The following is a 12,167-nucleotide window of genomic DNA, read 5'->3' as shown; positions in this document are numbered from 1 at the left end:
AAATTTCGTCCCCCCTTCTCTGTCTTTCCAGCCGTCAACTGACGTTGAGAACGATGAAGTCCGCAAAGGGCTCGCAATACACCATCTGCCAACAGAATCGTTGCACCGCCAGATGTTGTAGCGTATTATTGCGGGTGTTTAGATCAGCGGAAAAGCCTTGATAGCATAACAGTACCGGTATTTCGGTATCGGTTGGTTGTTTTTCCCGGCGGGCGGCTTTTAGCCAGAACAGTGAGGGTACCCCCGGGGACGGCTTCCCCGTATAACTCCTGCCAAATGGTGTCTGGAGGTGGTGTTGATGGAATACTTGTTGATTCCCCTGGTCGCAATAGCGGCATTTTTCCTCAAAGGAGTTACCGGCACCGGCACGACAACGGTCATCGTCGCCCTGGGATCTTTTTTCATAGACCCGAAACTGACCGTCGTTCTCGCATCTTTTATCAATATATTCGGCGGCATAAGTATGATCAGAATTGACCCCGTGCCGATATCGTCCCGCTACTGGATCCCCATCTCCCTGCTTATGGTCGCCGGGTCGATAGCCGGAGCATCTGCTTTAAACGTCATTGCCGCCCGCCATTTCCAACTAATTCTCGGGGCAGCGTTTTTCCTGACCGCCCTGTGGTTCCTGTTTCACGTACCGGCCCCCAAACAGCAACGACCACTACCCGCCCGTGCCGGGAGCCTTGATCTGGGAGTAGGTACCTTTGCCGGATTTTGCGGCGGATTCATAGGGATCAACGCCCCGCCGCTGGTGCTTCATTTCGGCCGGAACCTTGACAAACGCCACCTCAGAAGACTGCTGGTTCTGATCTTCATTCCCGCAGCCCTGGCCCAGACGGCGACATTTGTCGCCAACGGGCTTTTTGACCTTAAGGTGGTAACCCTGGGGATATTGATGCTGCCGGCCATGTTTATCGGGGTATGGCTGGGCAACCGCACCTTCAACTACATCTCCGAGACCATGTTCCGCCGGACCCTCGGCCTGCTTCTTGTTTTCGTGTCGATCCGGTTGATCTTTAAAGGCGTATCGGTGCTGTCCTGATTTCCCGCAAAACTTTCGGTCCGATATTTTTGCTGCCTGCTCGTCCTGACCGCCCTGTTTTCCAATAAAGACTTCCCCCTGCAGACCGCATGTCCCGTGGTTGCGGTATCGTAATCGATCCACGACAAACCGTAATCGTCAAGAGACAAACTGGAAAAAATTGGTCAGCCGGTGTCAGCTATCTTGAATATGTTATAATTTCAAAATGTTTTGCGTCCAGCTGCTGTCAACACCCCCAAGCTGTCTGTTGCACTTAATTATTATTTTGTATGTACGTTCATTTAAAACATTGACACTTGCTTCGCGACTCTGTAGGATTAGCAAAAATGTACGATCATACAAAACAAGCTTTCTAGAAACTTGGACGCTTGAAAAACCCACATCTTGATCTGAGGATAAAAACTTCTCTCTCGCTAAAGGAGGCCAGATTGTATCGATGAATACCATAATTGATAGTTGTTTCGACAAGATTAATGAACAAGGCACCCAGGTTTTCAGAAAAAAGGACAATCAATTCTATCTCCATCCCTGGGAAGATCTGGGGAGTTTCGGCGGAAACGACAGAACCGTAGCCGTTGGAGGAGAAGGAATATATCTGTTCGATTCCGAAGGAAACAAACTGATCGACGGTCCCGGCGGCATGTGGTGTACGCAGATCGGTTACGGCCGAGAGGAGATGGCGGATGCCATCGCTGGGCAGGTAATGCGTTCACCCTACTATTCCCCTTTCAACTTGACCAGCGACATATCAGTCCTTCTGGCGGAAAAGCTTGCCCGGTTGACACCGGGAGACCTCAACACGGTGTTTTTTACCACCGGTGGTTCCACTGCCGTTGATTCCGCCCTGCGGCTGGTCGCATTTTATAATAACTGCAAGGGGCGTCCGAACAAGAAGAGGATAATCTCCAGAAAAGATGCATACCACGGCAGTACCTACCTGTCAGCGTCTGCGTCCGGCAAGACAAGAGACAAGAATTACCAGGATTTTGCCACAGACATTATCAGTTTTATCGACTCCCCCAATCCTTTTCGCAAGCCCAGGGCAATGTCTGTGGAAGAGTTCAGGGATCTGAAGGTGAAAGAGCTGGAGGACAAGATCCTGGAACTGGGACCTGACAATGTCGCGGCATTTATCGCCGAACCAGTCATGGCTTCAGGAGGAGTGGTTGTCCCGCCGGTCGGGTATCACCGCATGTGTCTTGATGTCTGCAGGAAATATGATGTGCTTTACATCTCCGATGAGGTCGTAACCGGTTTTGGCCGCCTGGGACATTGGTTTGCATCGGAAGAAGTGTTCGACATCATCCCGGACATCATCACCTGCGCCAAAGGATTGACATCGGGCTATCTGCCTCTTGGAGCCTGCATCGTCTCGGACAAGCTCATGGCTGAAATGGGCGGTGAGCAAGCTAAAGGTGTTATTTTTTCAAACGGCTACACCTATTCGGGTCACCCGGTCGCCTGTGCTGCAGCCCTCAAGAATATAGAGATCATGGAAAGAGAGAACATCCTCGAACATGTCCGCGAGATAGAGCCGTACTTCCTCAGTAAAGTAAAAGAACTCGAAGATATTCCGATAGTTGGCAATGTGCGCGGCCAGGGGTTGATGGCATGCGTCGAATGCCTGCTGAACCCTGAAGAGGAGAGCCCGCTTGAGCTGGATTACGAAATGGGCAGCAGGATCGACAGCCAATGTCAGGCAATGGGCCTGATCGTACGCCCGGTTATCAATATGAACGTCATGTCCCCGCCTCTCATAATCACCAGGGAACAGATCGATGAGATGTTCAAAATCCTTCGCCGGGGTATCGAAAAAGCGATGGACGAACTTATCCGTGACGGTCTTTGGGAAATGCCTAACTGAGAATCTTTCCAAACCTATCAACCCAAGGGCGCACTATGAATCTTTACGCTGGTCGCATTCTGCATGTTGACTTAACAAAGGGAGTGATTGAGCCGGTACCGCTTCGCCAGGAATGGTTAAAAAAGTACTGGGGTGGGTGGGGATTAGCCCTGCGTTACTTCTGGGAAACCGTTTCGCCGGGAGTGAACCCTCTTTCTCCTGACAACGCCATCGTGATCATGACCGGTCCATTTTGTGCGACCGCAGTCCCCATGACATCAAGGCTTTGCCTTGTCTCCAAATCCCCGCAAACCGGAACGGTGTTCCAGAGTAATATCGGAGGAGGGTTCGGCCCCGAATTAAAACTTGCCGGATTCGACGGAATCAGCATTACCGGCCGGGCGGACAAACCCGTATTCCTGAAAATCGTCGATGATCGGGTAACTCTGGAAGACGCTTCGGAAATGGCCGGAATGGGAATCCTCGAAACAGAGAAGATGCTGGAGCACCAGACGGGCCTTTTGGGTGGCAAAACTCTGAGCATCGGTCCCGCCGGGGAAAATCTTATTCCTTTTAGTATCGTCGGCTCAGAATCCTACAGACAGTTCGGTCGCGGCGGTTCAGGCGCTCTTTTTGGGTCCAAAAACCTCAAGGGTATTATCTGCAGAGGTACAGGTGCAATTAAAGCGGCTGATATGACCAAGCTGCTGGATACAATAGCACAACACAAATCAGAAAACCTGTTTCAGGAGGACAACCTTGTCCTCCACACCGATGGATCCGCATGTCTTGTGGATATCACCAACGAGATGGGCGTGCACCCCACAAAAAATTACACAGAAGGTTTAAATGAAAACAGTGATCGGTTGAATGCGGATGCGATCAAAGAAGTCAAACTGGCAGACCGGGCATGCAATTCATGTCCGATCGCCTGTGGAAAGTTCACTAAAACCGGGACCACAGAGGTTGAAGGTCCGGAATACGAGACCCTCTGTCTGGGGGGATCTAACTGCGGAATAGACGATCTGCCTGCGGTAATTCTTTTCAATCGTATCTGCGATGACCTTGGCATGGACACCATGAGCTGCGGGAGCGTCATCGCCCTTGCAATGGAACTCGGGGAGACCGGCAGGCATGACTTTGGCCTGCGATTCGGCAATATAGACGGATACATATCGGTCCTGAGAGAAATTGCCAATCTCTCCACCGTGAGGGGGAAGGACCTGGCGATGGGGTCAAAAAAACTGGCGGCAAAATACCAGGCCCAGGATCTCTCGGCGGAGGTAAAAGGCATGGATATTCCCGCTTATGAACCGCGAGCAAACTATGGTATGGGCATAGCTTACGCAACCAGCGAGCGCGGTGCGTGCCACCTCCGGGCTTTTACCGTCTTCTCCAACGACCCATTTGACCTTTCCCGGCAGGTCATGGACGTGATAGAGGGCCAGAATTTCAGCACCATAAAATGGTCGATGGGCTTCTGTGATTTCTGGGCCACGATCGACCTGAAAATCATCGCGGATTTTCTCAGTGTTGGATTGGGGGAAGAAGTTACCCAAGAGGAGTTGAAAACAGCAGGAGAACGGATATGGAACCTTGCTCGCCTCTTTAACGTACAGGCTGGATTTTCCAACGTTGACGATGTACTGCCGAAAAAAATGATGAGCACGAAGCTGAAAAAAGGAGCTTACGACGGCAACAGATTCTCTGAAGAAGATTTTGGCGGTGCGCTGTCGGAATATTACCGCAGTCGCTTGTGGAATGAAAAAGGTGTGCCAGAAGAAGAGAAGTTAGAAGCTCTTGGTCTAACGCGGTTTATGGTGGAGGAAAAGCAATGAAAAAGCAGTTATTTGCAATACCTGACAGATGTACCGGCTGCAATCGCTGTGCGTATATCTGCTCGGCAAGCCACGAAGGTGTATTCTCGCCGTACCTCTCCCGGATACAGATAAACAACTTTGCCTCGCGCGGGTATTCTGTCCAGAGTATCTGCTTTCAATGTTCAAAAGCCTCATGCCTTGAGGTGTGCCCGGAATCTGCACTTTACAAAGACGATGGGGTTGTTCTTGTCCAAAGAGATAAATGTAGCGGTTGCGGTGAGTGTGTCTCAGCCTGTCCTTATGGAATGATCGAGATAGACAACACAGGTGGTGTGAGAAAATGCGATCTCTGCGGCGGCGCCCCCCTCTGCGTCGAGGAATGTTTCACCAAGGCGCTGGTGTATTGCGAGCCCACTGCTGATCTCGCAAAGCTCAAAGGGGCGCAGCTTCGGTTGCGTTCACAACAGGGCAGCCCAGGCGAAAAGCGGTTCAGGCTGGGAAAAGCCCTTATGGACAAAGCGAGATCAACAGAAGAAGCTGATACAGCCCAGAAAAATTAACCAAGATGATCAGCAAATAGACTGCAATAACAACAACCTGGCACGTAAAACGTCTTGGTGCCCGGCAACATTACATGGCTGAAAAAGTTCAAGAGCTGTCCGGAGTAATACGGCTATACCGTCCTGTCCCGGGTGAGCATATGGGTCAGACCGTGTTTTCTAAAGCGCCTGACGACTGTCGACTGGCTCGTTTTCAACAACGCCGCAAGGCGCCTGCTCGAAGAACATTTCCGCGCAGCTTCGAGCAGGATGTTTTTTTCAAACTGGTCAACCATTTCAGCCAGGCCCACAGAACCGGCTGGAAAGGATGCTACCTTGCCGGAATTCTTTGACTCCACCGGAGCCGAGCTGAGTTCAATGAGATCGGTGATCAGTTCGTTGTCCGTTATGACCACGGCTTTCTGGATCCGGTTTTTCAACTCCCGCACATTTCCTGGAAAGTCGTGCTGCTGGAGCCGGTGCAGACAGTCCTGGGAAAATTTCTTATTCATCCCGTACTTTTCATTATATTTTCTCAAAAACATGAGGCTTAACTCAATAATGTCTTCACTTCGTGTTTTCAGTGACGGAATGGTTATCGAAAAGATATTGATCCGGTAAAACAGATCCTCCCTGAACGTTTTTTCATGAACCTTCTGCACCAGGTCCACATTGGTGGCGGTGATAATATTGCAGTGTATTTTTATCACGCCCAGTCCACCGAGATGCATAATCTCCTTTTCCTCAATGCATTTCAAAATTTTTGCCTGGACATTGAGAGAGAGTTCACCGATTTCATCGAGAAAAATGGTGCCGTCTTCGGCGAGCTCAAAAAGACCGATCTTACCCTTGTCCTGTGCCCCGGTAAAAGCTCCTTTCTCATACCCGAACAGCTCCGCTTCAAGAAGCGATTCCGGCAAGGCGGCACAGTTTATCTGCAGAAAAGGTTTGTTTTTCCTGGGGCCATTGTTGTGCATGAACTTGGCAATCAGGCTCTTGCCGGTTCCCGAGGCGCCGAGAATCAAAATATTGGATACATCCATCCTGGCCAGCTTCATTGCCATGGTTACCACCTGCTTCATCCCTTCACTGGTAGCCACCATGTTCTGCTCGTGGAGCTCGAGCATGGAGATCTGGTTCAGTTCTTCCTGGAATAATCTCGACTTTGTCTGGGCATCTTCAATCTCACGCTTGAGTTCATTGAGGGTGGTGAGGTCGACTTCGTTGATGATGACCATCGAAATGTCGCCATTTTCGTCCAACACCGGGGTTCCCGTCACCATGAGATCCTTGTCGGTCTTGAATATTTTCTGCATCCGGGTCACCTGCTTTTTGGTGGCCAGGACCTCAACGGTGATGGAGCGGTCGATAAGGCCGTCTTCAACCAGGGAAATCATCTTCTTGCCGATAAACTTCTCCGCATCCAGACCGATTGTTTCACTTGCCGCCTTATTCGCCTTAAGAATCACCCCGCTGCCGTCGCATACCCATATGCTTTCCGAGGAGGAGTTCAGAATCGTTTCGAGCTGCTGGTTGGCCTCCTTGAGATGCATGGTCTGGTGCAGGACTTCCTGCTGAAGGATCTGGTTGGCATTTTTGAGATGATTTTCCAGCATCACCTGCCTGGAGATGTCCTGATGGGTGCCAACCATTTTTTCAACGGTGCCGTCACACCCTCGCCGGGTGACAATAGCCTTGGAGAGGATCCACCGGTATTTACCGTCCCTTGATTTCATCCGGTACGTCGAGGTGTAATTGTCGTCCGGGCTCTTCAGGGCTTTTACCAGCCGGGCCAGCGCTTCCTTTCTGTCGTCCGGGTGCAACATCGAATGCCAGAACTTGATATCCCCGGGCAGGTCGTTGTTCTCAAAGCCGTAGATCTGGTGATATCGGGGACTCAGGTATCCGCTGTCCTTGGGGATATCCCACTCCCACAAACCATCCACCGCAGCGTTCAGCGCATACTCCAGCCGCTTGAGGTCTCTGCGTATCTTTATTTCGTTCTCTTTCCTGGCATTGATATCTTCCACAATGGATATCATGGCGATGGGATTCCGGTTGCTGTCGGTAATGGAAGACGAGGTAACGCTCATGTACCTTTTCTGCCCCCCCGGCTGCTGGATCTGAACGTCAAAAGCCCTTGCCACATAACAATTCTTGCCAAAGAAACCGGAGGAAAAAGAATCCTCCCGCAGCACATCCTTTGACGCATAAAAGCATTTGCCTCCGGCGCCAAAGAAGACCTCCCGGAAATCAACACATTCACCTGGGGCTACGGCGGCAATCCCAAAGATCCTGCACGCCTCCCTGTTGATGACAAGAATCCTGGTTCCGGGAGGTTCGCTGATCAGAATACCAAACGGCATCTGATCTGCGACCCCCTGCCAGAATGCGGTATTCCTGAAGGTTTTTTTTAATAATTCCGGCATGGGCACCCTGCTTTTCCGCTGGGTGCCTTCCGCCGCACCTGCCAGTTTTAACGTTTCCATGAATGAGCCCCGTATAGGAGATTTACAACTTCAAGCGCCTGAAAACCAACACTCTTTTTTCCAAAAACCGAGTAGGACTACAGTAGAGGATTAAACCGTGTGAGTCAATATTGATTTTAAAAATAAAATTTTCGCAACTGCCAAATCGCACCGAACATCCAGGCCGCCATCACCGCCATCCGACAAGGTCGCCAATCAGCTGACCGACCCAACAAACAACGCGTAATTAACAATTTACAGGAAGCTCTCTTTCGCCACACACGGCAATCACGTCACTATTGACTCAGCTACCATACCAGTGCAACACAGAAATCAATTTTGATTCACTTGCTTCACCAGGACCAGGACAGCAAAGATTTTTTTTTTCACAGGCGCGCCGCATTTTTTTCAAGACCTGCCGCAACATTACCCAGATATCCTCCCCACCTGGTCTTTGGAGCATTAGCGACTGGCATGTATATTGCTTTATTCCTCACGGATACACGCAAAATCCAGTGAAAGATAACGTTTGCAACAAAGCGGGATGATTGGCACCAAAACCCACAACCAAAGGAGAGACAATGGAACAACCGATACAACGTAACGATTCGGCCCCCATAGAAAAGGGCATATTCTGGCCGGCCATTATTGCCGTGCTTGTCGTGGTGGTGTTTATGATCGGCTACGAGTCTCAGGCCAAGGCGGTAATGAACAGTATCTTCAATTTCGTAACCGACCAGCTGGGCTTTCTCTATATCTGGTTCGGCGTTATCTCCCTGGGGCTGGTTGCCTGGCTCGGATTTGGCAGGTACGGCAACATCCGCCTGGGTGGTCCTGACGCGAAACCGGAATTCAGCCGATGGAGCTGGGTCGCCATGTTTTTCTGTGCCGGCATCGGCACCTCGTTGATCTACTGGTCTTCCATTGAATGGACCTACTATTACCAATCCCCGCCATTTGGGGTTGCAGCCAAAAGCCAGGCGGCGGCCGAGTGGGCGGCGATGTATGGAATGTTTCACTGGGGGCCGTTTGGCTGGGTTCTGTACCTGTTGTGTGCTTTCCCGATGGGATATGCCTATTACAACAGAAAGATGCCCGGATTCCGTCTCAGTATCGCCTGTGCCGGTGTTATCGGCGAAGACCGTGCCAACGGCTCTGTCGGGAAGATTATAGACATCCTGATGATCTTCGGACTCGTCGGCGGAACCGGCACCACCCTTGCCGCGGGAACTCCAATGCTTGCCGAAGCTCTGAGCCAGATGCTGGGAATTGCGCATACAGCAAATGTCGATCTCGCAGTGGTCATAATATGGACTGCAATCTTCACTACTTCAGTAACCCTTGGACTGAAGAAAGGCATCAAGGTCTTAAGCGACATAAACGTTGTCGCGGTCCTCATCCTTTGCGCCATTATCTTCGTCATAGGCCCCACCTTTTTCATGGTCAACATGTTCACCGACTCCATGGGCCAGCTGCTGCGCGAGTTTCCGAGAATGTCGTTTTACACCGACCCGGTCGGAAGAAGCATGTTTCCCCAGTGGTGGACCATCTTCTACTGGGCATGGTGGGTCGCCTACGGACCGTATATGGGAATATTCATCGCACGAATCTCCAAAGGCAGGACCTTCAGGGATCTGGCCGTAACCGTCACTCTGGCAGGAAGCGCCGGCTGCGCACTATTCTTCATGATTTTCGGCAACAACTCCATGTATGCCGAATTGCATGATCTGTTCCCGGTACTGGAGACCATGAAAACCCAGGGCGCGCCCGCGGCAATCCTCGGCGTACTGATGCAGATGCCCCTCAAGAGTCTCATCCTGCCGCTGTTTATCTTCGTGGGCTTTGTCTACTCGGGCACCACCGTCGATTCTTCGGCATACGCCATCGCCACGGTCGCCTCCAAGGATATGAAAGAAGGAGAAGAGCCGGTTCTGTTCAACCGTGCGTTCTGGGCCATCGCCCTTGGCGCAATCGCCCTGGTACTCATGAAACTGGGTGGCCTCGGTCCGTTGAAAACCTCCAGTATCGTGGTGAGCCTGCCGCTTATTTTCCTGATGGGGTTGTCGATAGTCTCACTGCGCAGGTGGCTCAAGGAAGATTATCCGGAACAGGAAATGGTTCCGGTTCAGAAAGAAATTCAGACCGAACCATAAAATGAGAAAAGGAAAAACACACATGCGTCCTTATTACGAAATGTATTCTCAGGAAGAGATCGAAATGATCTACGATGCGGCACTTGAGATACTCGCAGACGTTGGCCTGGAGATGACCCACCCAAGGGCACTGGAGATGCTGGAAGGTGCAGGCGCAAGAGTCGACAGAAAAAGTAACAGGGTCTATTTCCCGACAGAGCTGACTGAAAAATGTCTGGCCATGGCCCCTGAGGAATTCACCTGTTCGGGCAGGACCGAAGAGTTCGATTACACTGCAGGAATGTATGCCGATGCCAGAATCCGCACGGCATCCGGCGCCATCGACCGGTTCGATCTCTACCGTAATACTACAGCCAGACTGACCTGCGCTGACATCGCCGAGCAGGCGCTGGTTGCCGACGCCCTGCCCAATGTCGGCTGCGTAGGGTCACTGACGCCTTCGGATTCACCCCGGCAGACCTATGACATCTATTCACTGCGCAGCCTGCTGGAGAATACCAGGAAAAACATCTGGGTGCTCACATCGAGCTCGAAAAACCTCTTTTACCAGCTGAAAATGCTGGAGGCGGTATGCGGGAGCAAGGAGACCATGCGCCTGGGCAGGAATCAGGGTGCGGGCATTTTCTGTGTGATTTCCCCACTCACGATTACCGACGACGAGATAGAGCGGGCCATGCTCTATGCTGATTACGGGCTGCCGGTAAAAGTACCCATCACCACCCTGATGGGCGGCAACGCTCCCTACACCATGGCGGGAATCCTGGCCCAGGCAACAGCCGAGTTCATGGGCTGCACGGTGATTCTGCAGACAATCAAGCCGGGAATTCCCGTCTGGTATTACGGCCTGTTCCAGTCCCTTGACATGGCGACAGGAGGTGTTCAGTACACCTCCGCCGAGCTCCAGGCGACCTTTGCCGCGGTGGCGCAACTGGCGCGCCGCTGCAAGATACCGCCCACCACGACCTGTACCACCAGCTCGGGATGCGAGGCGCAGCAGACCATTTTCAACCTCGCCCAGGGCACCATGTTCAACACCCTGCTGGGCGTCGCCGAGCAAGGCGGCTCAGGCCTTGACGGCAACAACGCATATTCGCCCCATGCCCTTATTCTCCAGGATGAGATCATGAGCTACACCAAGCGGATCCTGCGCAGTTGCGAGATTTCCCCGGAGACCCTGGCAGTAAACGCCATCGCCGAAGTGGCCACCGGCAAAAAAGAGTATGTGTCTGCTCCCCACACCTTAAAGCACCTGCGTTCCGAGGAACGCCTCCGATCCAAGGTGTTCAGTTATGTCAGCGCGCAGAGGTGGTTTGAAAACCCGACAACCCTGATGCAGAAAACCGACGATTACCTCACCCAGATCAAAAGCGGTCATGAGGTTCCGCCCCTTGACGACCACGTTCTCAAGGAAATAGACGATATCGTAAAAGCTGCCGACAAGGAACTGACGTAAAGATGGAGATGCACCGCAGGCCCGGATGTGATTCCGGGCCTGCCAGGACGGTTCGGGTCGGCAACCGATCGGCAAGGCAAAGGATTTAACTACGGGCAACTACTTACAGCAGGAGTCGGACAAAGTACCGAACTGCATCCTTGAGACAACTTTTGCAACAAAGAGGAACAACAGAAGATGATTGAAGCACAGATCCTGGAAAAAGCGAAAAAACTTCTTGTCGAGCAGGACAAAGAAGGCGTGGAAGCGATTGCCAGACAGATTATTGCATCTGGTCATGACCCTCTTGAACTGATGGACAAGGCACTTATTCCCGGCATAACCGAGGTGGGCGACCATTTCGGACGCGGCGTGATGTTTCTGCCGGAGTTGATGCAGGCGGCCGATGCGATGAAGTCGGCAACGGATATCGTCAACGACGCCCTCACCAACACAGACAACGGCAAAAAGCAGGGCAAAAAAGGCAAAATCCTCATCGCCACGGTGAAAGGAGACGTGCACGATATCGGCAAATGCATTGTGGTCTCGCTGATGAGGGCAAACGGCTTTGAGGTGTTCGACCTGGGCCGGGATGTGGACACCGACACGATAATAGAAAAAGCCGTTGAGCACGATGTGGACATCATCGGCACAAGCGCCCTGCTGACCACCACCATGAGCCAGCAGAAGATCCTCGAAGAGGCTCTTAAAAGCGCCGGTTTGAGAGACCGGTTCGCCACCATGGTGGGCGGCGCGCCATGCACCCCCCGCTGGGCGGCAAGGATCGGGGCGGACGCCTATGCCGAAGACGCCCAGGACGGAATCCGCAGGGTCAAGGAAATCATAAATGGCAAATAAACGTTGACA

8 protein-coding genes are annotated in these 12,167 nt (G+C 52.0%); 7 read left to right on the top strand and 1 reads right to left on the bottom strand.

Annotated features, from left to right (window positions below; genetic code table 11):
- Nucleotides 1-298 precede the first annotated feature (298 nt).
- The 4 genes from BLQ17_RS04065 to BLQ17_RS04050 all read left to right on the top strand — a co-directional run bounded on the left by BLQ17_RS04065 (nt 299) and on the right by BLQ17_RS04050 (nt 5,268).
- A complete protein-coding gene (locus BLQ17_RS04065; protein WP_092220045.1) occupies nt 299-1,045 on the top strand; it encodes a sulfite exporter TauE/SafE family protein in 747 nt (248 codons plus the stop codon).
- A 436-nt stretch (nt 1,046-1,481) separates the two neighbouring features.
- The gene (locus tag BLQ17_RS04060; RefSeq protein ID WP_092220043.1) at nt 1,482-2,909 is read left to right on the top strand and encodes an aminotransferase; all 1,428 of its coding nucleotides are present in this window, start codon (nt 1,482-1,484) and stop codon (nt 2,907-2,909) included.
- Between the two features lie 35 nt (nt 2,910-2,944).
- Nucleotides 2,945-4,726, top strand: coding sequence for an aldehyde ferredoxin oxidoreductase family protein (locus tag BLQ17_RS04055; RefSeq protein WP_092220041.1), 1,782 nt, complete (start codon nt 2,945-2,947; stop codon nt 4,724-4,726).
- A complete protein-coding gene (locus BLQ17_RS04050) occupies nt 4,723-5,268 on the top strand; it encodes a 4Fe-4S dicluster domain-containing protein (protein ID WP_092220039.1) in 546 nt (181 codons plus the stop codon). Before BLQ17_RS04055 ends, BLQ17_RS04050 begins: the two co-directional genes overlap by 4 nt.
- A 113-nt stretch (nt 5,269-5,381) precedes the next feature.
- Here BLQ17_RS04050 and BLQ17_RS04045 read toward each other — a convergent pair whose 3' ends face one another.
- Nucleotides 5,382-7,736, bottom strand: a complete 2,355-nt coding sequence (locus BLQ17_RS04045; RefSeq protein ID WP_092220038.1) for a sigma 54-interacting transcriptional regulator — start codon at nt 7,734-7,736, stop codon at nt 5,382-5,384.
- A 560-nt stretch (nt 7,737-8,296) separates the two neighbouring features.
- Here BLQ17_RS04045 and BLQ17_RS04040 point away from each other — a divergent pair.
- From BLQ17_RS04040 to BLQ17_RS04030, 3 genes are all read left to right on the top strand, one after another.
- On the top strand, nt 8,297-9,868 hold the full coding sequence (locus BLQ17_RS04040; protein WP_092220036.1) for a BCCT family transporter: 1,572 nt from the start codon (nt 8,297-8,299) through the stop codon (nt 9,866-9,868).
- A gap of 1 nt (nt 9,869) precedes the next feature.
- The gene (locus BLQ17_RS04035) at nt 9,870-11,321 is read left to right on the top strand and encodes a trimethylamine methyltransferase family protein (RefSeq protein WP_092220034.1); all 1,452 of its coding nucleotides are present in this window, start codon (nt 9,870-9,872) and stop codon (nt 11,319-11,321) included.
- 177 nt (nt 11,322-11,498) lie between these two features.
- Nucleotides 11,499-12,158: a cobalamin B12-binding domain-containing protein gene (locus BLQ17_RS04030; RefSeq protein ID WP_092220032.1), complete on the top strand. Its 660-nt coding sequence runs from the start codon at nt 11,499-11,501 to the stop codon at nt 12,156-12,158.
- The last annotated feature ends 9 nt before the right edge of the window (nt 12,159-12,167 follow it).

The organism is Desulforhopalus singaporensis (assembly GCF_900104445.1).
In the GTDB taxonomy this organism is placed as follows: Bacteria; Desulfobacterota; Desulfobulbia; order Desulfobulbales; family Desulfocapsaceae; genus Desulforhopalus_A; species Desulforhopalus_A singaporensis.
The sequence above is the reverse complement of the archived record's forward strand: the minus strand, read 5'-3'. Positions and strand labels throughout refer to the sequence as shown.

Coding starts and splice junctions, on each gene's coding strand:
- BLQ17_RS04065 (WP_092220045.1), top strand. CDS start 299: ATGGAATACTTGTTGATTCCCCTGGTCGCAATAGCGGCATTTTTCCTC.
- BLQ17_RS04060 (WP_092220043.1), top strand. CDS start 1,482: ATGAATACCATAATTGATAGTTGTTTCGACAAGATTAATGAACAAGGC.
- BLQ17_RS04055 (WP_092220041.1), top strand. CDS start 2,945: ATGAATCTTTACGCTGGTCGCATTCTGCATGTTGACTTAACAAAGGGA.
- BLQ17_RS04050 (WP_092220039.1), top strand. CDS start 4,723: ATGAAAAAGCAGTTATTTGCAATACCTGACAGATGTACCGGCTGCAAT.
- BLQ17_RS04045 (WP_092220038.1), bottom strand. CDS start 7,736: ATGGAAACGTTAAAACTGGCAGGTGCGGCGGAAGGCACCCAGCGGAAA.
- BLQ17_RS04040 (WP_092220036.1), top strand. CDS start 8,297: ATGGAACAACCGATACAACGTAACGATTCGGCCCCCATAGAAAAGGGC.
- BLQ17_RS04035 (WP_092220034.1), top strand. CDS start 9,870: ATGAGAAAAGGAAAAACACACATGCGTCCTTATTACGAAATGTATTCT.
- BLQ17_RS04030 (WP_092220032.1), top strand. CDS start 11,499: ATGATTGAAGCACAGATCCTGGAAAAAGCGAAAAAACTTCTTGTCGAG.